Source organism: Actinomadura sp. NTSP31 (assembly GCF_041951385.1).
GTDB lineage: Bacteria > Actinomycetota > Actinomycetes > Streptosporangiales > Streptosporangiaceae > Spirillospora > Spirillospora napierensis.
Window position 1 is genome coordinate 234,769 of sequence record NZ_JBGNUT010000010.1, and the last position, 23,158, is coordinate 257,926.

General features: G+C 73.5%; 28 protein-coding genes and 1 pseudogene. 20 read left to right on the top strand and 9 right to left on the bottom strand.

Features of this window, described 5'->3' with window-relative positions; all coding sequences use genetic code 11:
• The first annotated feature begins 44 nt into the window (after positions 1–44).
• On the top strand, positions 45–989 hold the full coding sequence (locus tag ACA514_RS19440; protein ID WP_375042585.1) for a Rieske 2Fe-2S domain-containing protein: 945 nt from the start codon (positions 45–47) through the stop codon (positions 987–989).
• Positions 990–1,063: 74 nt separating this feature from the next.
• Here ACA514_RS19440 and ACA514_RS19445 read toward each other — a convergent pair whose 3' ends face one another.
• Complete coding sequence (locus ACA514_RS19445; RefSeq protein WP_375042586.1) at positions 1,064–1,942, bottom strand: NAD(P)H-binding protein; 879 nt, start codon at positions 1,940–1,942, stop codon at positions 1,064–1,066.
• 117 nt (positions 1,943–2,059) lie between these two features.
• Here ACA514_RS19445 and ACA514_RS19450 point away from each other — a divergent pair, with 117 nt between their 5' ends.
• Positions 2,060–3,118, top strand: coding sequence for a LysR family transcriptional regulator (locus ACA514_RS19450; RefSeq protein WP_375042587.1), 1,059 nt, complete (start codon positions 2,060–2,062; stop codon positions 3,116–3,118).
• Here ACA514_RS19450 and ACA514_RS19455 read toward each other — a convergent pair.
• Positions 3,037–3,663: a TetR/AcrR family transcriptional regulator gene (locus ACA514_RS19455; RefSeq protein ID WP_375042588.1), complete on the bottom strand. Its 627-nt coding sequence runs from the start codon at positions 3,661–3,663 to the stop codon at positions 3,037–3,039. The genes ACA514_RS19450 and ACA514_RS19455 overlap by 82 nt on opposite strands.
• Before the next feature lie 103 nt (positions 3,664–3,766).
• On the opposite strand from ACA514_RS19455, the gene ACA514_RS19460 reads away from it, so the two are divergent.
• Together ACA514_RS19460 and ACA514_RS19465 are read left to right on the top strand one after the other, a co-directional pair.
• A complete protein-coding gene (locus tag ACA514_RS19460; RefSeq protein ID WP_375042589.1) occupies positions 3,767–4,729 on the top strand; it encodes a diiron oxygenase in 963 nt (320 codons plus the stop codon).
• A gap of 37 nt (positions 4,730–4,766) precedes the next feature.
• Positions 4,767–6,257: an FAD-dependent oxidoreductase gene (locus ACA514_RS19465; RefSeq protein WP_375042590.1), complete on the top strand. Its 1,491-nt coding sequence runs from the start codon at positions 4,767–4,769 to the stop codon at positions 6,255–6,257.
• Between the two features lie 233 nt (positions 6,258–6,490).
• On the opposite strand, the gene ACA514_RS19470 is transcribed toward ACA514_RS19465, so the two are convergent.
• From ACA514_RS19470 to ACA514_RS19480, 3 genes and pseudogenes are all read right to left on the bottom strand, one after another.
• A complete protein-coding gene (locus ACA514_RS19470) occupies positions 6,491–6,805 on the bottom strand; it encodes a hypothetical protein (RefSeq protein WP_375042591.1) in 315 nt (104 codons plus the stop codon).
• Positions 6,806–6,820: 15 nt separating this feature from the next.
• The gene (locus tag ACA514_RS19475; RefSeq protein ID WP_375042592.1) at positions 6,821–7,012 is read right to left on the bottom strand and encodes a hypothetical protein; all 192 of its coding nucleotides are present in this window, start codon (positions 7,010–7,012) and stop codon (positions 6,821–6,823) included.
• 60 nt (positions 7,013–7,072) lie between these two features.
• Positions 7,073–7,980 (bottom strand): annotated as a pseudogene (locus tag ACA514_RS19480) (FecCD family ABC transporter permease).
• On the opposite strand from ACA514_RS19480, the gene ACA514_RS19485 reads away from it, so the two are divergent.
• Entirely contained in the window at positions 7,946–8,356 is a 411-nt protein-coding gene (locus ACA514_RS19485) for a hypothetical protein (RefSeq protein WP_375042644.1), read from the top strand. The pseudogene ACA514_RS19480 and the gene ACA514_RS19485 overlap by 35 nt on opposite strands.
• Positions 8,357–8,459: 103 nt before the next feature.
• Here the strand turns inward: ACA514_RS19485 and ACA514_RS19490 are convergent, their stop codons facing one another.
• Complete coding sequence (locus tag ACA514_RS19490; RefSeq protein ID WP_375042593.1) at positions 8,460–8,948, bottom strand: winged helix-turn-helix transcriptional regulator; 489 nt, start codon at positions 8,946–8,948, stop codon at positions 8,460–8,462.
• A gap of 105 nt (positions 8,949–9,053) precedes the next feature.
• On the opposite strand from ACA514_RS19490, the gene ACA514_RS19495 reads away from it, so the two are divergent.
• Both ACA514_RS19495 and ACA514_RS19500 read left to right on the top strand, forming a co-directional pair.
• Positions 9,054–10,493 (top strand): MFS transporter, encoded by a 1,440-nt coding sequence (locus ACA514_RS19495; RefSeq protein WP_375042594.1) that lies wholly within the window; start codon positions 9,054–9,056, stop codon positions 10,491–10,493.
• 92 nt (positions 10,494–10,585) lie between these two features.
• On the top strand, positions 10,586–10,771 hold the full coding sequence (locus ACA514_RS19500; RefSeq protein ID WP_375042595.1) for a hypothetical protein: 186 nt from the start codon (positions 10,586–10,588) through the stop codon (positions 10,769–10,771).
• Positions 10,772–10,890: 119 nt separating this feature from the next.
• Here ACA514_RS19500 and ACA514_RS19505 read toward each other — a convergent pair whose 3' ends face one another.
• Both ACA514_RS19505 and ACA514_RS19510 read right to left on the bottom strand, forming a co-directional pair.
• Entirely contained in the window at positions 10,891–11,970 is a 1,080-nt protein-coding gene (locus tag ACA514_RS19505) for a hypothetical protein (RefSeq protein ID WP_375042596.1), read from the bottom strand.
• Positions 11,971–12,044: 74 nt separating this feature from the next.
• Entirely contained in the window at positions 12,045–12,590 is a 546-nt protein-coding gene (locus ACA514_RS19510) for a hypothetical protein (protein WP_375042597.1), read from the bottom strand.
• Between the two features lie 146 nt (positions 12,591–12,736).
• Between ACA514_RS19510 and ACA514_RS19515 the strand changes: the two genes are divergently transcribed.
• The 8 genes from ACA514_RS19515 to nadE all read left to right on the top strand — a co-directional run bounded on the left by ACA514_RS19515 (position 12,737) and on the right by nadE (position 19,283).
• Complete coding sequence (locus ACA514_RS19515; RefSeq protein WP_375042598.1) at positions 12,737–13,495, top strand: hypothetical protein; 759 nt, start codon at positions 12,737–12,739, stop codon at positions 13,493–13,495.
• An 11-nt stretch (positions 13,496–13,506) separates the two neighbouring features.
• Entirely contained in the window at positions 13,507–14,358 is an 852-nt protein-coding gene (locus ACA514_RS19520) for a PhzF family phenazine biosynthesis protein (protein WP_375042599.1), read from the top strand.
• A gap of 32 nt (positions 14,359–14,390) precedes the next feature.
• On the top strand, positions 14,391–14,903 hold the full coding sequence (locus ACA514_RS19525) for a S26 family signal peptidase (protein ID WP_375042600.1): 513 nt from the start codon (positions 14,391–14,393) through the stop codon (positions 14,901–14,903).
• A 159-nt stretch (positions 14,904–15,062) separates the two neighbouring features.
• Positions 15,063–15,203, top strand: a complete 141-nt coding sequence (locus ACA514_RS19530) for a hypothetical protein (RefSeq protein WP_375042601.1) — start codon at positions 15,063–15,065, stop codon at positions 15,201–15,203.
• 28 nt (positions 15,204–15,231) lie between these two features.
• Positions 15,232–15,765 carry a MauE/DoxX family redox-associated membrane protein gene (locus ACA514_RS19535; RefSeq protein ID WP_375042602.1) on the top strand — a complete coding sequence of 178 codons (534 nt, stop codon included), beginning with the start codon at positions 15,232–15,234 and terminating at the stop codon, positions 15,763–15,765.
• Positions 15,766–15,795: 30 nt separating this feature from the next.
• Positions 15,796–16,323, top strand: a complete 528-nt coding sequence (locus ACA514_RS19540) for a TlpA family protein disulfide reductase (protein ID WP_375042603.1) — start codon at positions 15,796–15,798, stop codon at positions 16,321–16,323.
• A complete protein-coding gene (locus ACA514_RS19545; protein WP_375042604.1) occupies positions 16,320–18,119 on the top strand; it encodes an ABC transporter ATP-binding protein in 1,800 nt (599 codons plus the stop codon). The genes ACA514_RS19540 and ACA514_RS19545 overlap by 4 nt, the downstream gene beginning before the upstream one ends.
• A gap of 324 nt (positions 18,120–18,443) precedes the next feature.
• Complete coding sequence (gene nadE / locus ACA514_RS19550) at positions 18,444–19,283, top strand: ammonia-dependent NAD(+) synthetase (RefSeq protein WP_375042605.1); 840 nt, start codon at positions 18,444–18,446, stop codon at positions 19,281–19,283.
• Positions 19,284–19,292: 9 nt separating this feature from the next.
• Here the strand turns inward: nadE and ACA514_RS19555 are convergent, their stop codons facing one another.
• The gene (locus ACA514_RS19555; RefSeq protein WP_375042606.1) at positions 19,293–19,580 is read right to left on the bottom strand and encodes a Fe-S cluster assembly protein HesB; all 288 of its coding nucleotides are present in this window, start codon (positions 19,578–19,580) and stop codon (positions 19,293–19,295) included.
• Between the two features lie 139 nt (positions 19,581–19,719).
• Between ACA514_RS19555 and ACA514_RS19560 the strand changes: the two genes are divergently transcribed.
• The 5 genes from ACA514_RS19560 (at position 19,720) to ACA514_RS19580 (ending at position 23,151) form a co-directional block, all read left to right on the top strand.
• The gene (locus ACA514_RS19560; protein ID WP_375042607.1) at positions 19,720–19,902 is read left to right on the top strand and encodes a hypothetical protein; all 183 of its coding nucleotides are present in this window, start codon (positions 19,720–19,722) and stop codon (positions 19,900–19,902) included.
• 91 nt (positions 19,903–19,993) lie between these two features.
• Positions 19,994–21,118, top strand: coding sequence for an acyl-CoA dehydrogenase family protein (locus ACA514_RS19565; RefSeq protein WP_375042608.1), 1,125 nt, complete (start codon positions 19,994–19,996; stop codon positions 21,116–21,118).
• Between the two features lie 10 nt (positions 21,119–21,128).
• Positions 21,129–21,395: a PhnD/SsuA/transferrin family substrate-binding protein gene (locus tag ACA514_RS19570; RefSeq protein WP_375042609.1), complete on the top strand. Its 267-nt coding sequence runs from the start codon at positions 21,129–21,131 to the stop codon at positions 21,393–21,395.
• The gene (locus ACA514_RS19575) at positions 21,371–21,976 is read left to right on the top strand and encodes a phosphate/phosphite/phosphonate ABC transporter substrate-binding protein (RefSeq protein WP_375042610.1); all 606 of its coding nucleotides are present in this window, start codon (positions 21,371–21,373) and stop codon (positions 21,974–21,976) included. Before ACA514_RS19570 ends, ACA514_RS19575 begins: the two co-directional genes overlap by 25 nt.
• A complete protein-coding gene (locus ACA514_RS19580) occupies positions 21,973–23,151 on the top strand; it encodes a ferritin-like domain-containing protein (RefSeq protein WP_375042611.1) in 1,179 nt (392 codons plus the stop codon). Before ACA514_RS19575 ends, ACA514_RS19580 begins: the two co-directional genes overlap by 4 nt.
• The last annotated feature ends 7 nt before the right edge of the window (positions 23,152–23,158 follow it).

Below are 23,158 nucleotides of genomic sequence, written 5' to 3' on the forward strand. Positions count from 1 at the left end.
GATCACGGAACGTGATCGTTCTCTTGGGCCTTGGGGAGGCAGTGATGAGCATGCCGCACAGGATGGTGCGCCGGCTGGAGAAGGCGGAGGCGCTGGACAGGGTCGCCGGGCCGGTGAGCAAGGCGGTCCAGCGCCTGATCGGCCCGCGCCTGGTGCGGAACCTGCTGAGCGGGACCAACCTGGGCCATCCCCTGCACCCGCCGCTCACCGACGTCGCGGTCGGCGCGTGGACGTGCTCGACGCTGCTGGACGCCGTCGGCGGCCCGGCCGCCGAGCCCGCCGCCGACATGCTGGTGGGCGCCGGCGTGCTGGCCGCCGTCCCCACCGCCCTCACCGGGCTGAACGACTGGGCCGACACCCTCGGCGCCGAGCGGCGGGTCGGCCTCGTCCACGCCATGGCCAACACGACGGCGCTGAGCCTGTACGGGGCGTCCATGGCCATGCGCGCCCGCGGCGACCGCCGCGCGGGCAGGGCGCTCGGCCTCGCCGGGTTCGCGGTGCTGTCGGCCGGCGCCTACCTTGGCGGCCACCTGTCCTTCGTGATGGGCGTCAACGTCAACCGCACCGCGTGGCAGCAGGGCCCGCAGGACTGGACGCCGGTCCTGGGCGAGGACGAGCTGCCCGACAGCGAGCACCGCACGGTGGACGTGGACGGCGTGCCGATCATGCTCTACCGGGCGGAGCAGCGGGTGTACGCGCTGGAGGCGACGTGCACTCACATGGGCGGGCCGCTGGACAAGGGCACGATCGCGGACGGCTGCGTGACGTGCCCGTGGCACGGGAGCACCTTCCGGCTCGCCGACGGCGGCATCGTCCGCGGCCCGGCGAGCACGCCGGAGCCCTGCTTCGAGACGCGGGTACACGACGGGCGCATCGAGGTCCGGGTCCCTCCGGCGGGCGCGCCGCCCCGCAAGGCCGAGGGCGCGCACGCCGGTTCCGGCGAGCGGATGGGACGGGCGGCCCGCCGCCGGCTCGCCCGGATCTCGTGACGGCCTGATCCGCGTCCCCATGGCGGGCCCGGGGCCGCGGACGCGGCGCCCGGGCCGGGGAAGCGCCCAGCGGATCAGCCGAGGACGGCCGGCTTCAGCTCCTCCTCGCACCACGTGCGGAAGGTGGTGGGCGAGGAGGACTCGGGCGTGCGCGGCTCGGCGTCGTCGAGGCCGTTCTCCTTGGCCACCACCATTTCGACCAGCCCCTGGGCGTTCGCCTCGGACACCCCGCGCGCGAGCATGCTCTCCTTGAACGCCTCGACGGAGATCTGCTGGTGGCGGACCGGCCGCCCGAGGACCTCGGTCATGATCCGCGCCATGTCGTCGTTCGACAGGTCCTCCGGGCCGAGCACCGGCACGTCGCCGCGCCCCGTCCACGACGGGTCGAGCAGCAGCTTCACGGCGGCGTCCGCGATGTCGCCGCAGGAGCACGTCGGCAGTTCGCGGTCCCCGGACAGCGCCGAGAAGAACACGCCCTCGTTCCTGATGCTCTCCGCCTGGCCGAGCATGTTGTCCATGAAGGTCGGCACCGTCAGCGCCCGGTAGTGCACGCCGGTGCTCGCGATGAGGTCGTCCATCGCCAGGGTCGCCGTCACGTGGCCGGCGACGGGGAGCACTCCGCGGCCCAGGGCGGAGACGGCGACGACCCGCTGGACGCCCTCGCTCTTGAACGCCTCGCAGGCCGGCCCGGCGAAGCGGGAGTAGATGTCGTCCAGGCTCGCGGCCCGGTGGTCCGGCGGCGCGAGCCAGAAGACGGCGTCGGCGCCGGCGAACGCCTTGGCCACGACGTCGGGGTCGCCGTGCGACCCCTCGACCACCTCGGCCCGGTCGCGCACCTGGGCGGGCAGCCGGGACGCGTCGCGGACGATCACGCGGACCGGAGCGCCGGCGGCGAGCGCGCCGTCGACGACCCGCCGGCCGATCCTGCCGGTGGGCGTGGTGATGACGATCATTGGAGTCTCCAGAGCGGTGCGAGGGCGGGCGCCGGAACGGCGCCCGTACCGACGAGTCAAGCCGCCGCCGCCGCGAAGCTGAAGGATCGATCCGGTCCGCATTGATACCCTGGTGATATGAATGATCTGGAGTCGCGGCAGCTCAGGTACTTCGTGGCCGTGGCCGAGGAGCTGAGCTTCCGGCGGGCCGCGGAGCGGCTGGGCATGGCGCAGCCGCCGCTGTCGCGCGCGATCCGGGAACTGGAACGCGGTCTGGGCGTGCACCTGTTCGAGCGCACCACCCGCCAGGTCAGGCTGACCGCCGCCGGGGAGGTGCTGCTCCGCGACGCCCGGACCGCGCTGGAGGCGATCACCGCCGCCGCGCGGCGGACCCGCCACGCCGGACGGCCCGCCCCCGAGCTGCGGCTCGCGCTCAAGGCCGACTTCGACGCCGGGCTGCTGCCGCAGTTCCTCGCCGCCTACCGGCGCGAGGCGGAGGCGATCCCCGTGGAACTGGTGCTGGGCGGCCGGGGCGACCAGGAGGCCGCGCTGCGCGACGGCCGCGCGGACGTCGCGATCGTCCCCGAGCTGGCCGACGGCCGCGGCCTGGACGTCGAGCCGCTGCTGACCGAGCCCCGGCTGGCCGGGCTGGCCGCGTCCGATCCGCTGGCGGCCCGCTCCTCGCTGCGCCTGTCCGACTTCGCCGGCCGGTTCCTGCCCGACGGGAAGCCCGCCGAGCTGGGCGGCCTGCCGCCCGACCCGGCACGCGGGGACGGCCGGCCGCGGCCGCCCGCCGAGCGCGAATCGTTCGCCGGGAGCCGGCGGCCCGTCCGGGACCTGACGGAGCTGTTGAGCCTGGTGGAGCTGGGCGGCATCATCTGGTTCGTGCCGGTGTCGATCGCGCGGCGGCACGCGCGTCCCGGCATCGCCTACCGGACCGTCCGCGACCTGCCGCCGGCGGAGTTCTCCATCGCCTGGCCGCAGGACTCCCGCTCACCGGCCGTCGCCGCGTTCGTCCGGGCGGCCACCGCCGTCGCGGCCGCCGCGCAGCCCGTGCTCACCGCGCAGCCGTTGGACATCGCGCAGCCGTTGGACATGGCCCGGCCCGTCGGCGGTCAGCGGGCGGACGCCGCCGGGGCGGCGCCTTCGCCGGGCTTGGCCAGGAGCGAGACGAACCCGGTGACGGTGCGCAGGTAGCGGCGGAGGTCCGCCGGGTCGTCGGCGTCGACGCCGGCGCTGTTCACGAAGACCAGCGACAGCACGATGCGGGTCAGCACGTCGATGAGGACCGGCACGTCGACCGGCGGCAGCTCGCCCCGGTCGATCTTCTGCTGGACGACCGGCGCGGCGAGGGCGGTGACGCGGGCGACGGTGATGTCGGCGCGGACCGTGAACCAGGGCAGCACCATGTCGGGGACGTCCCGGACGGCGGCCGACAGCAGCGGGTGCGCGCGGGCCCGGCCGATGAGGAAGGCCAGCAGGTCGGACACGTAGTCGGCGTCCCAGCGCGCGGCGTCGATGATCGGCACGGCCTCGGCGAGGTAGGCGGTGAGCTCGCGCTCGATCAGCGCTTCCTTGATCTCGTCGAGGGTGCCGCCGTACTTGTACAGCGTCGGCCGCGACACCCCGGCGCGGCGCGCGATCGCCGACAGCATCCGGTTGGAGCTGAACCCGCCCTCGGTCAGGCACGCGGCGGCGGCGTCGAGGATGCGGGCGTGGATGTCCCCGTCCTGCCTCGGCATGCGCCGATTCTATGACGGGTCCCACAGCCGGCCTCCGTTGACCCGGTAAGCGGTCACTGTTTACAGTTCATAGAGGAAGTGTAAACGATCTGGGAGGTCCCCGATGGCACAGGTGACCGAGTACCGCGAGTTCCTGCGGACCCTCTCCAACGGGTCCGTCCACCGCCGGTTCGACCCCTACCTCGACATCGACTGGGACTCCCCGGAGTTCGCCGTCGACGCCTCCGACCCGCGCTGGACGCTGCCCGACTGCGACCCGCTCGGCGCGCACCCCTGGTACAAGGCCCAGCCGGACGAGAAGAAGATCGCGATCGGGCTGTGGCGCACCGCCAACATGCAGAAGGTCGGGCTGAGCTTCGAGAGCATCCTGATCCGCGGGATGATGCAGTACGCGATGAAGCTGCCGAACGGCTCCCCGGAGTTCCGGTACTGCCTCCACGAGATGTCGGAGGAGTGCAACCACATCCAGATGTTCCAGGAGCTGGTCAACCGCACCGGCGTGGACGCCCCCGGCATGAGGGCCCCCTACCGGGCGACCTCCTCGCTCTGGCACCTGGCCGCCTACGCCCCGGTGCTGTTCTTCATCGGCATCCTCGCCGGCGAGGAGCCCATCGACCACTTCCAGAAGGACGTCATCCGGGACGGCGCCGCGCGCCCGCCCGCGCTGCTGCGCACCATGGAGATCCACATCGCCGAGGAGGCCCGGCACATCTCCTTCGCGCACCGGTTCCTCAACGAGCACGTGGCGCGGCAGGGCAAGGTCGGCAAGGGCGTCACCTCGATCGCCTACCCGCTGGTCATGCGCTGGCTCGCGGGCGCGATCATGGCGCCGCCGCGGCAGTTCGCCAAGGAGTTCGACATCCCCCGCAAGGTGATGCGCGAGGCCTTCTGGCGGAGCGAGGAGTCCCAGGCGATCCTGCGGAACTACTTCGGCGACGTGCGGATGCTCGCCGAGGAGCTCGGCCTGATGAACCCCGCCGCCCGGAAGGTCTGGAAGGCCTGCGGCATCGACGGCAAGCCGTCCCGCTACCGCGGCGAGCCGCACCGCCAGGCGCACGCCGCCTGAGCCGCGCCGCCTGACCTGTTAAGGAACCGCCCCCGCCATGCCCCACGTGGTCACGCAGTCCTGCTGCGGCGACGCGTCCTGCGTCTACGCCTGCCCGGTGAACTGCATCCATCCCACCCCGGACGAGCCGGACTTCCTCACGTCCGACATGCTCTACATCGACCCGGTCGCCTGCGTCGACTGCGGCGCCTGCGTGAGCGCGTGCCCGGTGGACGCGATCGTCCCGCACGACCGGCTGGCGGAGTCGCAGGAGCCGTTCGTGCCGATCAACGCGGCGTTCTACGCGGACGGACGGCCGCGGCCGCTGCTGGCGCCGCACGTCCCGCCGCTCACCGTGCCGCAGGGGCGCGAGCCGCTGGACGTGGCGATCGTCGGGACGGGCCCGGCCGCCATGTACGCGGCGGACGAGGTGCTCACCGTCCCCGGCGCGCGGGTCACGATGTACGAGCGGCTGTCCACCCCGTACGGGCTGGCGCGCACCGGCGTCGCCCCCGACCACGTGAAGACCCGCCAGGTCAGCGAGCTGTTCGACCGGATCGTGGCGCAGGACGGGCTGCGGATCGTCTACGGCACGCAGGTCGGCCGGGACGTGGCGCACCAGGAGCTCCTCGAGCGGCACCACGCGGTGGTCTACGCGGTCGGCGCGTCCGCGGACCGGCGCCTCGACGTCCCGGGCCGCGACCTGCCCGGCACCGCGACCGCCACCGAGTTCGTCGCCTGGTACAACGGCCACCCGGACTTCGCCGACCGCCGCTTCGACCTGTCGCACGAGCGCGCCGTCATCGTCGGCAACGGCAACGTCGCGCTCGACGTCGCCCGCATCCTGACCGCCGATCCCGAGCGCCTGGCGGGCACGAGCATCGCCCCCTACGCCCTGGAGGCGCTGCGGGGCAGCCGCGTCGAGGAGGTCGTGATCGTCGCCCGGCGCGGCATCGCCCACTCCGCGTTCACGGTGCCGGAACTCGTCGGGCTCATGCAGACGCCGGGCATCGACCTCGTGCTCGACTCCGCCGACCTGGATCTGGAGAACGGCGCCGCCGACCCCGCCACCTCGCAGAAGATCCGGCTGCTGCGCGACCTGGCCGGACGACCCGCCTCCGGCGGGGGGAGGCGGATCGTCCTGCGGTACCTGGCATCGCCGCTCGCCATCACCGGCGGCGACCGCGTGCAGGGCGTCGAGCTGGCCCGCAACGCCTACGTCCCCGGCTCCGGCGATCGCGTGGAGCCCACGGGCGAGCGCGAGACGCTCGACGCCGGCCTGGTGCTCAGCTCGATCGGGTACCGCGGCACCGCCGTCCCCGGCGTCCCGTTCGACGAGGCCCGCGCCGTCATGCCCAACGCGGGCGGCCGCGTCCTCACCGAACCGGGCGGCGCCGTCCTGCCCGGCGTGTACGCGACCGGCTGGATCAAGCGCGGCCCGACCGGCTTCATCGGCACGAACAAGCAGGACGCCATGGAGACGGTCCGCCACCTGGTCGACGACTACGCCGCGGGCCGCCTGACCGCACCCCGCACCAGCCTGGTCTGAGCCTCAGCTCATCCGGTGCCGGATGCGCCACAGGCCGAATCCCGCGAGGAGCCCGGCGAGCAGGAGATAGGCGGCGGTCTCCAGCCCCTGGAAGGTCCAGTAGCGGTCTTTCGGCTGGTAGGTGACATCGACGTGGAGATCGAGCCGGCCGAGGCAGACGGCGGTGTCGCCGAACCGCCCGCCCGCGCCGGTCCGCTGCGGGCTGTTGAGGCACGCGTCGAACTTCGCCCCGCTCAGCGTCCGGCCGTCCGCCGTGCGGAACGGGCTGATGCCGCTGATCCAGGCGCCGGGGGAGCCGGGGACCGCGATGCCGTGCAGACGGCGACGCCGGTGACGGCCATCGCGGGCAGCGTCCGGCGCACGAGCAGGCCGACGACGGTGCCGAGCGTGAACGCCAGGACTGCGTAGCCGATAGGCGCGATGCCGCGGGCGCCGAACACGATGGCGGAGAAGCGGTCCTCGGTCGCCTCGTCGAACGGATGGGCCGCCCAGCTGAGCAGTGCGGCGGCCGCACCGGTGAACGCCGCGCCGGCCAGCGCCACGGACACGGTCTTGACGGTGAGTCAGCGGCGCCGGGTCACGCTCTGGTTCCACACGAGCCGGTGCGTGCCGGTCTCCAGCCCCCGGGCGATCAGCGGCGCGCCCATCCGCAGGTGGTCGGCGACACTGAACGACCCGTACACGGGCGTGTCCTGCGCGACGAACCCGACGCGCGCCAGATGCGACGGCCCGGCCGCCGGGGACGACCCGAGCACGCGCAGCGAGCCGGCGGTGGGCTCGATCCTCCCGGTCGTGCTCGCGGCCGGTTCCGTCCGTCAGCGGGCGGGAGAGCGGCGGGTGGCGAGGAGCAGCCAGCCCAGGTAGGCGCCACCGAGAACGCCGGTCACCACGCCGACGGGCAGGAGCGCGGAACCGGACAGGCGCTGCGCCGTCCAGTCGGCGGCGGCGACCAGGACGGAGCCCGTCAGCCCGGCGGTGAGGACGCCCGGCCCGGTGGCGCGGGTGACGCGGCGGGCGAGTTGCGGCGCGGCGAGCGCGACGAACGGGATCGGCCCGGCCGCCGCCACCGCGATCGCGGTCAGCCCGGTCGCGGTGGCGAGCAGCGCGAGCCGGGCGCGCTCGGCGGGACGCCCAGGGCGGAGGCGGCGTCGTCCCCCATCTCCAGCATCGTCAGCCGCCGGACCTGGAGGAACAGCAGCGGGCCGAGGACGAGCAGGCCGCCCGCGGCGACGGCGGCGTCGTCCCGGTCGCGCCCGCCGAGGCTGCCGACCATCCAGGTGGCGGCCTGCGCGGCCTTGCCGAGGTCGGCGCGGACGAACAGGAACTTGATCACCGCCTCCAGGGCCGCCGAGACGCCGATGCCGATCAGCACGAGCCGGTTGCCGTGCACGCCGCCGCGCCAGGCCAGCAGGTAGACGGCGAGCGCGGTGAGGCCGCCGCCGGCGAGCGCGCCGAGCGTGGTCCGCGCGGTCCCGGCGTCGAACACGATGATCGCGAGCAGTGCGCCGGCCGACGCGCCGTTGCCGAACCCGATGATGTCCGGGCTGCCCAGCGGGTTGTGCGACAGCGACTGGAACACGGCGCCGCTCATGCCGAGCGCGAGTCCGGCGAGCAGGGCGTCCAGGACGCGGGGGAGCCGCAGGTCCAGCACGACGAGGGCGGCGCCCGGCGGGCCGTTCCCCGCGAGAGTGCGCACCACCTGCGCCAACGCCGGCGCCGTCACCAGCGTGATCCGCTGGCAGAACGGAGCCCCGTCCGTCGTCGGCAAGGGCAAGGGCCACGTCGGCGAGACCCTGACCGCCCTCGGCCTCACCCGCCCCGCGGACCAGCAGGGCGCGGGCGTCGGCCACAGCGAACCGGTGAGCCTGGAGAAGCTCGACACCATCGACGGCGACTGGCTGTTCTTCGGTGCCCTCGGCGACAAGGCCACCAGCGAGAAGGCCCTCGCCGAAGCCGAGAAGACGCCGAACTTCACCCGCCTCGAGGCCGTGCGGGAAAAGCACGCCGTCACCGTCGACGGCTCCGCCTGGAACAGCGCCGGCGGGCCCCTCGCCGCCGAGACCGTCCTCGCCGACATCCGCTCCGCCATGACCGCCTGACCCCGCCGCCGAGTCGTCGCCATGACCGGCTCCATGGCGACGGCTCAGATGGGCGTCACGCGCGCGAGCGCCCCCCCGCCGCAACCTCGACAACGGCCGGACGCTACCGGAAGCGCCCGGCCCGGGCGATGGCGTCGCGTTCGGCCGCCTCGCGTTCGGCGGCCTCCTGCTCGGCGGCCATCCGCCGGTCATAGGCGGCGCGCGCCGCCGCGATGGCGTTCTGATGCTCCTCCGTCCAGCCGACCAGGGCCCGGATGGTGCTGTGCAGGGTCGCGCCCATCGGCGTCAGCGCGTAGTCCACCCGAGGCGGGACGGTCGGGTGCACCGTCCGGCTCACCAGCCCGTCGCGTTCCAGATGCCGCAGCGTGCGGGTCAGCATCCGCTGGCTGACCCCGTCGATCGCGCGCCGCAGCTCGGTGAAGCGCAGGCTCCGCTTGTCCAGCAGCGCGATCACCAGGAGCGACCACTTGTCGGCGATGCGGTCGAGGATCTGCCGCACCTCGCAGTCCGCGCGCTGGTCCCACTGGAGAACGTCGTCGTCGACGCCGGTATCCGCGCAGTAACCGAGGGACTTGAGAGTGCCGTCTTCCATGGTCACCGATGGTGCCCGAGGATTCTGCCGGTAACAAGAGGGAACCGGCGGGCACTCGGGGAACCGCCCCGGGACGCGGTTCCCGCGAGAGGGGGTCGAGCACCGATGTCCAATTCCGTCACCGGATCCGGCGGGCGCCTGACAGGCCGCTCATGGGGCGTGCTCCTGGTGCTGTGCGGCGCGATCTTCCTGGAGGGGATCGACGTGGCGATGCTGAACGTGGCGCTCCCGTCGATCCGGGCCGACCTGGGGCTGTCCACCGGGATGCTCAGCGGCGTCGTCAGCGCCTACGTGCTGGGCTACGGCGGGTTCATGCTGCTGGGCGGGCGCGCCGCCGACCTGCTGGGCCACCGCCGGATGTTCGTGCTGTGGCTGGCGGTCTTCCTGGTCTTCTCCGGGCTCGGCGGGCTCGCCACCGAAGGCTGGACGCTGCTGCTCGCCCGGTTCGTCACGGGCGTCGCGGCCGCGTTCATGGCGCCCGCCGGGCTGGCGCTGGTCACGTCCGCCTTCCCGGAGGGACCGGCGCGCACCAGGGCGCTCGGCGTGTACGCGGGGACGGCGGCGGGCGGCTTCTCGCTCGGCGTCGTCGCGGGCGGCGCGCTCACCTCGATCGGCTGGCGCTGGGTGTTCTTCGCTCCGGTCGTCCTCTCGGCGCTGATCCTGGTGGCGGCGCTCGTCCTCGTCCGCGACGCGGGCGGCGAGCGAACCTCGGACGGCTTCGACCTGGCGGGGGCGTTCACCCTGACCGGAGCGATGCTGCTGCTGGTGTACGGGGTCGTCCGGCTGGAGCGCGCCGGCGACGGCCCGTTCCTGACCGCCGGTGTGCTCGCCGCCGCGCTGGTGCTGCTGCGGCTGTTCACCGGCATCGAGCGCCGCTCCCCGTCTCCGCTGGTGCGCCCGGGCATCCTGCGGACGGCCCCGCTCGTCCGGGTGAACGCGGCCGCGCTGCTGTTCCTGGCCGCGTTCGCGGGCTTCCAGTTCCTGGCCACCCTGTACTTCCAGGAACTGCGCGGCTGGAGCACGATGCAGACCGGCCTGGCCATGCTGGTCATCGGGACGGACACCGTCCTCGCCCCCGTCCTCACGCCCCGCCTGGTGAACCGGTTCGGCAACACTCGCGTGCTGTTCGCCGGCATCGTGCTCGCGGCGGTCGCGTACGCGCTGTTCCTGCCCGTCGGGATGGACTGGACCTACGCCGCCATGCTCCCGGCGCTGGGCCTGCTCGGGCTGTCCTTCTCTCTGGCGTACGGGCCGCTGACCATGGCCGCCACCGACGGCGTCGCCGAGGACGAGCACGGCCTGGCGGGCGGACTGCTGTACACCGCCATGCAGTTCGGCACGGCGCTCGGGCTGTCGGCCGTGACCGCCGTCGACGTCGCGGCGGGCGGGGGACTGGGCGGCCTGCGCGCCGCGCTGATCGTCCCGGTCGCGGCGGCGGCACTCGGCGCGGCCGTCATCGCGTCCGGCCTCCGCACGCCCGCCGGGCGGAACGGCACGCCACAGGACGCGACGGCTCCGGCCGAGTCCGCCACGACCGCCGCCTGAGCGGAATGAAGTCGGGTGAAGCGGGCATTCTGTTGTCGCGGGACAACGGTCCGGCGCCCGAGCCGGGCCGATGGCGATGAGGAGTGACGGACATGAGCCTCTTGCAGCGGTTCTCACGTGCCCGGGCGGGACGCCGGGCCATGGCCGCCGAGCGGCGGCGCACCCCGAGCTTCCGCGAGATGCGCGCACGGCTGCGCACTGAGAAGGCCGAGGCCGACCTCCTCGCGACCGAGGAGCGCATCCACATGGAGGCCGCCCGCATCCGCCGCGGCCGCTGACCCCCACCATCACCTGAGCCCGGGAACCGCGCGGCCGGTAGTACGAGGGCTCACCCGGCCGCGCGGCGGCCCGTTCACCGGCGGGACCGCGCATCGGCGATGACGGCGTCCGGGCCGGGTCATTCCGGCGAGGGCAGGGTCCACAGGTGAACGGTGGTCTGGTCCTTGGAGAGCGTGTACCAGGCTCCCTCCCCGGCGGAACGGGCACAGCCTGAGACGGGGAAGGGATAAGCGATCCGTCCGCGCAGGGTCATCGTGCGCGGGTCGATGACCCAGTGGCGGGGTGACTCCGCGTAGTACTCGGTGCCGGCCACGGCGATGTCGTCGTACGGGAACGCCGCCTCGAAGTCCCAGGCGACGCGGTCTTCGCTCAGCGGGGGAACGGCCCCGTCCGCGTCCAGCTGCCGCAGCTCCACGCCGTCCGCCGCCCGGTGCAGGTAGAGGGTCCACTGCCCGGTGTCCGTGGTGAGGAAGTGCTCCCCGGACGGGCTCACGGCGAGGAGGACCTCGTCGACGAACCGGTGGACGGTGAGGTTCGCGCCGTCCCAGTGCCCCCACAGCACGGGGGAGTCCTCTTCGCCTTCGGCGACGGTGAGCCCCATGTACGACGGGTCCGGATGCGGGAAGTGGTAGGAACCGGATCCCACGGTCATCGTGTCGGCCCTGGCCAGCACGGTGCCGCCGGCAGGGTCGATGATCAGCCACTCTTCCTCGACGTCGTGCCCCGCGCGCTTGCGGACGTGGGCCCAGAGGATCCTGCCGTCCGGGGAGAAGGCCGCCGAGCCGTGGTCCCCGTGGCCGTGGTGGTGATCGTCGGCGTATTCGGAGAACGAGGCGTGGACCTCGGTGCACACGGCGGCGGACCAGCAGCCGTGGCGGATCTCCCACCGGACGGCGCCGGACGGATCCACGGCTCGCAGCGCGTGCACGCCGGCGAACACCGCGACGTCCCCGGCGGGAGAGACGGCCACCTTGCCGTACTGCCGAGGCCAGGGTGCGGGGAACCGGACCTCCGCCCGCTCGCCGCCCAGGTCACGGACCGCCAACTCGGTGTCCCCGCGCTGCACCAGCAACCTGCTTCCGGGACAGTGCAGCACCTGTGGAGCGTCTGCCGACGCGGGGGCGAGCGGACCGGCGGCGGCGGCCAGGAGCTGCGCGGCGAACTCGGTGATGTCCCCGCGGGCGGCATCTCTCGGCACGCCCACATGCTCTCACGCGAACCGACCGGCGATGATCTCCCTGCCGGCAGGGTCCGATCCGGCGTCCTCGGTGGTCAGCGGTGACGGTCGGCGATGGCCATCGTCCACTCGTAGAACGCTTCGGGGACGCCGAGTTCGGCTTGCAGGGCGGGGTCGATGACGGGGGCGTTGGCGGCGGTGAGGAGGTCGAAGAGGCCGAGATGGACCCATTCCCAGACCATGGCGCCGAAATTGTAGGCGAGCATGATGGGGGCGAGCCGCCGTCGGATACTGGTGATCGCCTCCTGCGCGAAACCGGCTGCGCGCAGCCGGTCGATGGTGGCGCGTTCCTGATCGGCGTCGATCCGGGTGTCGAGGAATGGCTCGAGCAGATCACCCCACGTGTCGGGACGGGACACTCCGGCGATCCCGTGGCGGTGGCAGAACGTTTCCAGGTCGGCCTTCCGGTCGTGCGGAACGAAGAGGGTCTCGCCGCGCGCGGTCCGGATCTCGGGTCTGATGGCCTTCCAGTCGGCGTCGCGGATCAGAGTGGGCGTGAGCTTTCCCATGGGGTGGACCGTGGCACCGCGAAAGTCATAGTCGAGGAAACGGATGTGGTCCTCGGCGAAGCGAACCTCCATCGGTTCAGGGTGGTCGTTCGCGGGCGCGGGCGGTAGATGAACACGCTGTGAGGTCCGCCGCTCCCGCCGGCCGGGACGGGTGCGGCTGCCGGGAGTTCCGGGGCAGCACGTAGGGTGCCTTCGACGGCACGTGGAAGGTCGGGCGGATGGACGCGGCGCAGGCGGTTTCCCTGGTGGTGGAGTGGATCCGGTCTCGCGGCCTGGACTATCCCACGGAGGGATTGGCGGCGGATCGCTTCGAGGCGGGCTGGAGCGTGTACGCGCCGGTGGACGTCGATGAGACGGACCCGATGGCCTTCCTGGACATGCCGGTCGGGCGGTCGGTGTTCCTGGTGGGCGATTCCGGCCGCATCGAGGAGGTCTCGTCGTCGATTCCCCCGCAACAGGCCGAAAAACGATTCACCGCACGGGAACGCGCCGCCCGATCGTCCGATGGCGCAAGCGGTCCGATGCCCCACGACCCTTTGGCGGGCGACGACATCGAGGTGGTCGCCTCCGAGGCGTCGATGCTGATCGAGCCGATCGTCCAGCAACTGGCTCTTCTCGGGCCGCCCGAATGGGAGTGGCTGTGGGCGGAGTTCGCCTTCACGGTCTCCGCTGAAATCGCCCACCTGCGCTTCTCGTCCTACCACCGGTCGGTGGTCGTCCCGGTGCCGGAATCGGTGGCCGCGCTCGTCCGCAAGCAGCGGGGGATCGTGGCGATGATGCCGGCCGGGCCGTGGTGGCGGCTGCTGCTCACCGTCACGAACCGCGGTGAGACGACGGTGAAGTACGACTACGGCGACGGCCCGTTCCCCTACGACCGGCTGTTGGCGCCCGAGCATTACCGCAACGACCTGGAAACCTATCCCCGGCCGAGCGTGCCGGCATGGCTCGCCCGGTACATCGACCGGCCCGGCCTGTGAGCGGGCGCGGCATGCCCGTCACGATCGTGGACGCGTGCCGGCGGGACGGCCGGGGCGGCAGCCCCACCGCCGTCCTGGACGACGGGCCCCTCAGCGACGCCGAACGCCGCGCAGTCCCCGCGCTGATGGGCACCTCGCACGCGGTGTTCGTCTCCGCGCAGGACGACGGGCCCGACGTCTCGATACGGTTCTTCACCACCGAGGGCGAGTTGCCGGCCTGCGGCCACGGGACGGTCGCCGCCCTGGCCGTCCTCGCCGAACGCGCCGGAAGCGACGACCACCGGGCCGTCCTGCGCACCTCTCGACGCACCTTCACCGGCCGCTGCATCCGGAACGGATCCCAGTTCACGGCCGACTTCGACCCCGGGCCCGTGGACCTGCGCGAGCCCACGGCGCACGAGAGCGCCCTCGTCCTTCCCGCGCTCGGCATCGAACCCGGCGTCCTCGCCTCCGGCCTCCGCGTCGCGTCGGTCGGACGGCCCCGGATGCTCGTCCCCGTCCCCACCCGCTCCGCCCTGACCGCCCTCGCCCCCGACCAGGTCCGGCTCCGCGCCGCCTGCGACGAACTCGGACTCCTCGGCGCCTACGTCCACACCCCGCCGACCGGCGGGGGCCGCCTCGCCGCCCGCCTGTTCGCCCCGTCCATCGGCGTCCCGGAAGACATCGCCAACGCCAACAGCACCGCGTGCCTCGCCGCCCACCTGGCCGGACGGGGCATCACCGACATCAGCGTCGACATGGGCGACTCCCTCGGCGCCCCGTCCACGATCACCGCCACCACCCGGCAGGGTGCCTCGAGGCCGGTGGTCCGCGTCGGCGGCACCGCCACGATCGCGCGGATCACCGTCCTCCCGCAGGCGTGAGCGGGGACTACGATCGGTCGGCCATGAGCCGAATGTCGAATACGCGGGGACGGCTGCTGGGCGGGGCGGGCCTCGTGGCGGCGGGCGCGCTGGTGGCGGTCGGCTGGGCACGCAGCCGCCTGGTGGTCGTCACCGTCGACGGGACGAGCATGCTGCCCACGCTGCGTGACGGTGACCGCGTGCTCGCCCGGCGGCGGCCTCTCGACCGGGTGCGGCGCGGGGACGTCGTCGTGCTGGAGCCGCCCTCGGACGGCCCGTACCTACCGGGTCCCGCGGGTTCCGACGGACCGGTCTGGAACGTCAAGCGCGTGGCCGCGCTCCCCGGGGACCCCGTGCCGCCGGGGATCACCGGTGAGGGCGGCACCGTGCCGGACGGGTCGCTCGTGGTGCTCGGCGACAACCCCGACAGCGTCGACTCGCGACAGCGGGGCCCCTACCCGGCAGACCGGCTACTGGGTGTGGTGGTGCGCCGCCTGGGCATCACCCCGGCACCGAGTCAAGGTCCGGCGCCTTGGCAGAAAGCCCCAACGCCCGGCGGACCTTGATCGCAGAGTGCACAAGACGGTTCCGGGCGGCGCTTGGACCCTTGTCGACGGTGATCGCCGGGGTTAGCTTCTGGACCAGCGAGCGCTGATCATTTCGGCAGCGTCCGCCGGTCGGAACCCCGCAGCCGGCTCGGCCGGCTCGACGTGAGGAGTTTCCCCATGATCCGTGCAGTCAACCGAATCGGCGACCGCCTCCTCGGCAGGATCCTGCCGAACACGACCGCCCGCGCCGAGGCGTGCTGGTGGACCTCCACCGGCATCCACTGCTGCATCATCGCCGGCAAGACGTACTGCCACTAGGAGCCGCGACCGACCCCCGCCGATCGTCATGCCGTACGTCGAGCTGGCCGCCCGCTGCGTCCTCGGGTTGACCTTCCTGGTCGCGGTGGCCGGCAAGCTCCGCGGCCGGAACGCCTTCCGGGCGTTCCGGCGGTCGGTGCCCGGCCTGGCTCCGGGCCTGCCGCCGGCGGCGACGTCGGCGGCGGTCGTGGCCGCCGAGGCCGCGGTCGTCGTCCTCCTGGCGATCGGGAGCACGGCGCCGGCCGGTCTCGCGCTGGCCGGCGCCGTCCTGCTCGCGTTCGCTCTGGCGATCCACCGCGCCCTCCGCACCGGCAGGCGTGCGACCTGCCGGTGCTTCGGCACGGGCGCGGCGCCGGTCGGCCGCGTGCACGTGGCGCGCAACCTCGCGCTCGCGACGGTCGCCGCGGGCGGTCTGGCGGCGCATCTCGCGGCACCGGGAACGGCGCATCCCGCCGGCGCCGCCGTCGCGGTGGCCGCCGGAGGGGTGCTCACCCTGGTGTTCCTCTTCTTCGACGAACTGGCCGACCTGCTGATCGTGCCGTCCGCGCGCGCTCCGCGCTGACGCGGCCGGCCAGGCCCCAAGGGACCATCGTTGCCGTATCTCGTCGCGGGCGTCGTCTTCGTCGGCGCCCTCTGCGCGTTCGATCTGATCCTGACCCTGGCGGTCGTCCGCCGCCTCCGCGAGCACGCCGCGCTGCTGGAGGGCGCGCGGGCTCCGGCCCCGTTCACCCCGCCCGGCACGGCACTGCCCGAATTCACCGCGGCGAGCCTCGACGGCGCCGCCGTGACCCGCGACTTCTTCTCCGAGCCGACGGTGGTGGGCCTGTTCTCCACCACCTGCGCCTCCTGCCGGGAGCGGCTTCCCGAGTTCGCCGACCGGGTCCGTCCCCTGGACGCCCGGCGCGTCCTGGCGGTGATCGAGGGCGACCGCGCCGAGGCCGAGCCGTTCGTCGCCGCGCTGGCATCCCTCGCCACCGTCGTGGTGGAACCGCGGCACGGGCCGCTGAACGCGGCGTTCGGCCACCCGGCGGCCCCGAGCTTCTACATCGTGGACGAGGGCGCCGTGGTGACGGCGTCGATGCTCACGCCGGCCGGCCTGCCGATGCCGGCGGGCACGTGAGCCGACCGGACCGGACGCGGCGGACCGCGGTCGTCGCCGCGCTGGCATGGCGGGCGCACCCGGGCGCGACCGCCGCATCGGTCGTGCTCGCCGTGCTCACCGGGCTGGCTCCGGTAGCGACGGCGTGGCTGATGAAGGGCGTCCTGGACGCGCTCGCCGCCGGCGGAGACCACGACTCCCTCCCGGCCCTCGCCGCGGGGCTCGCCGCCTGCGGGCTGTGCGTCACCGTGCTGCCGCACGCGTCCACCTACGCGCAGGCCCAGCTGCGCCGGGCGGTGCGGGCCCTGGTCGCCGCCCGCCTGTTCGGGGCGGTCAACGCGCACGGCGGGCTGCGCCGCCTCGAGGACCCGGCGTTCCAGGACACGCTGCGGCTGGCGCACGAGTCCAGCCAGAACGCCCCGGACCGGCTGATCGTCGGGACGCTCGCCATCGGCCAGGCGGCCATCACCCTGTCGGGGTTCGCGGGCACCCTGCTGGCGATCAACCCGCTGCTCGTCGCGGTGATCGTCCTGGCCGCGCTGCCCGCCGTCCGGATCCAGCTCGGGCTGAGCCGGGAGCGGGCCCGCACGATGTGGCGGATCAGCCCCGGCATGCGACGCGAGGTCTTCTACGGCGAGCTGCTCACCAGGCCCGAGGCGGCCAAGGAGGTGCGGCTGTTCGGCCTCGGCGCCTTCTTCCGCGCCCGGATGCTCGACGAGGTCCGGGCGACCGGCGACGCCGAGCGGCGGGTCGACCTGAAGACCCTGCGCGGCCAGGGTCTGCTCGCCCTGGTCGGCGGCCTCGTCGCCGGCGGCGGGCTCGTGTGGGCCGTGCTGGCCGCCGCGTCGGGCCGCATCTCCGCCGGCGACGTCACGATGTTCGTCGCCGCCGTCGCCGGTGTGCAGGCCGCGCTGACGTCGATCGTCGACCGATGGGCGGACGCGCACAACGCGCTGCTGCTGTTCGGCCACTACACCGCCATCGTGGACGCCGAGCCCGACATGCCCCCGCGGCCGGGACACCGGCCCGTTCCCGATCTGCGGCAGGGGATCGAGCTCCGCGACGTGTGGTTCCGCTACAGCGAGGACCACCCGTGGATCCTGCGCGGGGTCGACCTGCGCATCCCGTGCGGGAGCAGCGTCGCCCTCGTCGGGGTGAACGGGGCGGGCAAGAGCACGCTGGTCAAACTGCTGTGCCGGCTCTACGACCCGGACAAGGGATCCGTGCTCTGGGACGGCGTGGACCTGCGCGACATGGACCCGGCCGAACTCCGCGAGCGGATCGGCGCCGTCTTCCAGGACTTCATGGAGTACGACCTCACCGCGGCCGAGAACATCATGCTCGGCGACCTGTCCGCAGCGGATGATCCGGACCGCGTCCGGCAGGCCGCCGAACGCGCCGGCGTCCACGATGCCGTCGCGGCCCTGCCGCGCGGATACGACACCATGCTGAGCAGGATCTTCACCGACCGCGACGAGGGCTCCGGCGTCGCCCTGTCGGGCGGGCAGTGGCAGCGCCTGGCGCTCGCCCGCGCGTTCCTGCGCCAGAGCCGCGACCTGCTCCTGCTGGACGAACCGAGCTCGGGCCTGGACGCGGACGCCGAGCACGCCGTCCACGCGTCCCTGCGGCGCCACCGGCAGGGCCGGACCAGCGTGCTCATCTCGCACCGTCTCGGCGCGGTGCGCGACGCCGACCTCATCGTGGTGCTGAGCGAGGGCAGGATCACCGAACGCGGCACCCACCACGAACTGCTGGCCCAGGACGGCGAGTACGCCCGCCTGTTCGCCCTCCAAGCCGACGGCTACGCCCCCACCTGACAGAACCTTCCCCGGTAGGCAGGCGAGCACGGCGATGGAGTTCGTCCTTCCAGCCGTGGTACGAGAAATGGACGGGAAGAGCGACGGCGGAACACGCGTCGGCGGCATATCTCGTCGGTCCGGGCGGCTTCGGTGAATTGCTCCCCTATTTTCGTGATCGCGATTCCAGGCATCGTCCCGTCTCGTCATTTCGCCGTAAATCGTGGTTGGTCATTCTTGAGTGCGGCGCCGCAGAGTGCGATGCACGGGCCGGTGAAAACCGGCGCGCGATAATCGCATTCACGGCCATTTGGACGTTGAGGTCGTTTGGGCTAGAATGCACCGGTGACGAACCTACGGAAGCAGATAATCGCCGAGCTCGGCGTCAAGGCGTCCATTGTTCCGGAAGACGAGATCCGGGGGCGGGTCGACTTCCTCAAGGACTACCTGCGGTCGACGCCGGGCAAGGGGTACGTGCTCGGGATCAGCGGCGGGCAGGACAGCACGCTCGCCGGCAGGTTGTGCCAGCTGGCGTGCGAGGAGCTGCGCGCCGAGGGCCACGAGGCCACGTTCGTCGCGGTACGGCTGCCCTACGGCGTGCAGGCCGACGAGGAGGACGCGAGGGTCGCGCTGGAGTTCATCCGGCCCGACCGGTCGATCGCGGTGAACGTCAAGCCGAGCGCGGACGCCGTCGCCGGCGAGGCGGCGGAGGGCCTGCGGGAGCTGCTGGACGGCGAGCCCCGGCTGCGGGACTTCGTGCGCGGCAACATCAAGGCCCGCGAGCGCATGGTGATCCAGTACTCGATCGCCGGGCAGCTGAACCTGCTGGTGGTGGGCACCGACCACGCGGCGGAGGCGGTGACCGGCTTCTTCACCAAGTACGGCGACGGCGGCGTCGACCTCACCCCGCTGACCGGGCTGACCAAGCGCCAGGGCGCGGCGCTGCTGCGGGCGCTCGGCGCGCCGCCGAGCGTCTGGAAGAAGGTGCCGACCGCCGACCTCGAGGACGACCGGCCCGCGCTGCCCGACGAGGTCGCGCTCGGCCTGAAGTACGCCGAGATCGACGACTACCTGGAAGGCGTCGACGTCCCGCCGGAGCTGGCCGCGAAGGTGGAGTCGGTGTACCGCGCGACCCGGCACAAGAGGACCGTCCCGGTCACGCCGCTCGACGACTGGTGGCGCTGAGACCCGTGCTCAGCGGGTCGGGGCGTTGATGAGGAACGAGACCGCGCCGTGGTCGTCGAGGCGGACGTCGAGGACCTTGTCGTGCAGGTAGGCGGCGGCCGCGGAGTCGAGGAACAGGCGCGCCCCCTCCGCCTCGACCACCTCGTCGGTGGAGGCGGGACGCTCCGCCGGCGCCACGGCGAGGAGGGAGGCCTCGTGATCGAGCGGCGCTATGCGCATGCCCGCGCTGTCGGGCAGACCAGGTCCGCAGGACAGGTGGCGGATGGCGCTGGCGGCCGTTCCCGTGACGATGAGCACAACGAACTCCTGAGCCTCGCTTGAACCAACCGGTGGTCATGACTGCCGCATTTTGTCTACCCCAGGGGCTGAGCACCGAATCCGTGACGCGCGCCACGGGTAAGGGGAGAGTCCGACCTGCGAGAACCCGGGGGAGAGCATGAGCGAGCCGACGGCGGACGGCGGTATCGAGGGCGAGGAGCCGGAGAGAGCCCGGGCGGAGGCGGGGGAGGAGAAGCCCCGCCGTCCGGGGCGGTCCGGCGAGGGCGAGGAGTTCTCGCCCACCTCCCCTGAGGGGCGCGGCGGCCGGCTCGAGGATCTCAGCCCCGACGACTTCGAATAGCGGCCGGCGGAACGGCCCGCGCCGGCGCCTTCGCCGAGCGCGGCCGTGACGCCGACGTTCCGTGAACTCAACGTGAAAAGGAGCGGGCCGGTTGTCCTGCGACTATGCGCGCGCCATTCAGGACGTGATCGAGGAATCCATTGCCCCGCGGGCGGACGAGGTGGACCGCGGCGGGGCCTTCTGCCGCGCCAACATCGACGCGCTCGCCGCCGCGGGGCTGCTCGGCCTGGTCAGCGCCGAGGAAGCGGGAGGCCGCGGCGAGGGGCTCGCCGCCGCCGCGCACGTGGTCGAGAGGCTCGCGGGCTCCTGCGGGTCCACCGCGATGATCCTGCTCATGCACTACGCCGCCACGGCGGTGATCGAGGCCCACGGGCCCAAGGACGTCCGGGAGGCCGTCGCCGCCGACGCGCACCTCAGCACCCTCGCGTTCTCGGAGGCCGGGTCGCGCAGCCACTTCTGGGCGCCGCTCGGCACGGCGGTGCCGGAGGGCCGGGGCCGCGTCCGGCTGGACGCCGACAAGAGCTGGGTCACCTCGGCGGGCGAAGCCGACAGCTACGTCTGGTCGAGCCGTCCGCTCGCGGAGGACGGGCCGATGACGCTCTGGCTGGTGCCCCGCGACCGGGAGGGGCTGAGCGTCCGCGGCGGGTTCGACGGCCTCGGGCTGCGCGGCAACGCGTCCAGCCCGGTGAGGGCCGACGGCGTGCTCGCCGACCGCGACGACATGCTGGGCCCGGACGGCGAAGGGCTGAACATCGCCCTCCAGACGGCGCTGCCGCACTTCCTGATCCTGAACGCGGCGTTTTCGCTCGGGCTGATGGAGGCGCTCACCGCCCGGGCCGCGGCGCATCTGACCGGGACGAGATTTGAGCACCTCGGGCAGACGCTGGCGGATCAGCCGATGCAGCGCGCCCAGTTCGCCGAACTGCGGATCCGCACCGACCAGGTCCGGGCGTTCCTGCGGGACGCGCTCGACGCGCTGGCCCGCGGCCGGGACGACGCGACGCTGCGCGTGCTGGAGGTCAAGGCCGTCGCCGCCGAAGCCGCGTCCGACGTCGCGGACGCGACGATGCGGCTGTGCGGCGGGTCGGCGTTCCGCAAGGAGTCCGGCGTCGAACGGCTGTTCCGCGACGCGCTGGCGGCCCGGGTGATGGCGCCGACGACGCAGGCGCTGCACGACTTCGTGGCCCGGGCGAGCCTCGGCATGCCGCTCTTCTAGGGGGACGCGGATGACGCTGGTGATGGGCGCCGTCGCCTACGACTCCAAGGTCGTGACGATCTGGGCCGGGTTCCGGGCCTGGTTCGCCCGGCAGGGCTTCGACTTCGACTTCGTCCTCTACTCCAACTACGAGCGGCAGGTCGACGACCTGGTCGCGGGCCGCATCGACGCCGCGTGGAACTCGCCGCTGGCGTGGGTCCGCGCCCGGCGCCTCCCCGGCGCCTCGCCGGGGAGGGCGCCGTCCCGCTCGTCATGCGGGACACCGACCAGGACCTGACCTCGGTCGTCGTCGTCCGCGACGACGCCCCGTACAAGGACGTCGCCGACCTCAAGGGCGAGACGGTCGGGACCGGCGCGATCGACTCGCCGCAGGCCACGCTCCTTCCCCGCTCGCTGATCCGCGAGCGCGGGCTCCGGCCGGGCGGCGACGTCGCGGTCCGGCGGTTCGACGCCGGCGCCGGCCTGCACGGCGACCACATCGGCGGCGAGCGGGACGCCGCCCGCGCGATGATGGCCGGCGACGTCGCGGCGGCCTGCATGGTCGACGCCAATCACCTGCTGTTCGTGCGGGAGGGCACGCTGCCGGCGGGCGGCACCCGCGTGATCGGCCGGACGCGTCCCTACGACCACTGCAACATGACCGCCACCGGCACGGGACCCGGAACGGAGCGGTTCCGCGACCTGCTGCTGTCGATGCGGGCGACCGACCCCGCCGTCCGCACGCTCTTCGACCTCGAAGGGCTCACCGCCTGGCGGCCCGGCCGGACGAGCGGCTACGCGCCGCTGGAACGGGCCGTGGAGGAGGACGGCTTCTACGACGCCTCCGGCGCGATCACCGCGCCCGGCTACCGGCCTTGACCGACCCCGTCCTCGACGTCGAAGACCTCGGCTTCGAGACCGGCGCGCACCTGCTCGTGCAACGGGCGCTCGGCGGCCTCCCGCCCGGCGCCCGGCTCGGGATCATGGGCCGCGACCCGCTCCTCGACCTGCACCTGCGCGGCTGGTGCCGTCCGCGCGGCCACACCGTGACGGCGGCGGACGGCCCCGTCCGCGCCTGGATCGCCCCGGGCGGCCCGGACCGCTGGACGAACGCCGAGCGCGCCGGCGCACCCGACGACGTCGCCGGCGCGGCTCCCGCGCACTGGGGCCTGGCCGCACGCGGCGCGCTCGTCGAGCCGGGCGGCCCGGAACCGCCGTTCGACCTCGCCGAGCGCGACCTGGTCTGGGCCGACATCGCCCCGGCCCTCTACGCGAGCGCCGCGTCCGCGCAGTGGGACCCGGCGACCGCCGTCCCGTGGGACGCCGAGTTCACCCTGCCGCCCGACATCGAACGGGCCGTCGTCCAGGTCATGACGTACCTGGTCGAGAACGAGCAGGCCGCCCTGGTCGTCCCGGCCCGGCTGCTCGCCCGCGTCCACCCGCACTTCCGCGAGGTCGTGCAGCTCCTGGCGGTCCAGGCCGCCGACGAGGCCCGGCATGTCGAGGTCTTCGCCCGCCGCGCGGCCCGCACCGGCGGCCCGCTCGGCACGTCCGCCGCCGGGGGCCGCGAGTCCCTCGCCACCCTGCTCACCGAGCCCGACTTCTCGCTGGCGTCCTTCCTCCTGTCGGTGCTGGGCGAGGGCAGCTTCCTGAACCTGCTCGCCTTCCTCGACCGGCACGCCCCCGACCCCGTCACGCGGCGGGCCGTCCGCCTCGCCCGGCAGGACGAGGCCCGCCACGTCGCGTTCGGCGTCGCGCACCTCCGGCACCGCTCCGAGATCGACCCGCACCTGCGGTCGCGGCTGCGCGCCGCCGTCGAGCGCCGCCACGACGCCCTCGCCGCGTCCACCGGCCTCAACCAGGACGTGTTCGACGCGCTGATCCTCCTCGCCGCCGGCGAGTGGTCGCCGCGGGCCATCCGGCGCGGCCACGCCGCGGTGCTGGACCTGCGGAAGGAGATGGACGAAGGACGCCGGCGCCGCCTCGTCCACCTCGGCTTCCCCGACGACGAGGCCGCCGCCCTCTCCGCCCTCCACACCCGCAACTTCATGTGACCGACGG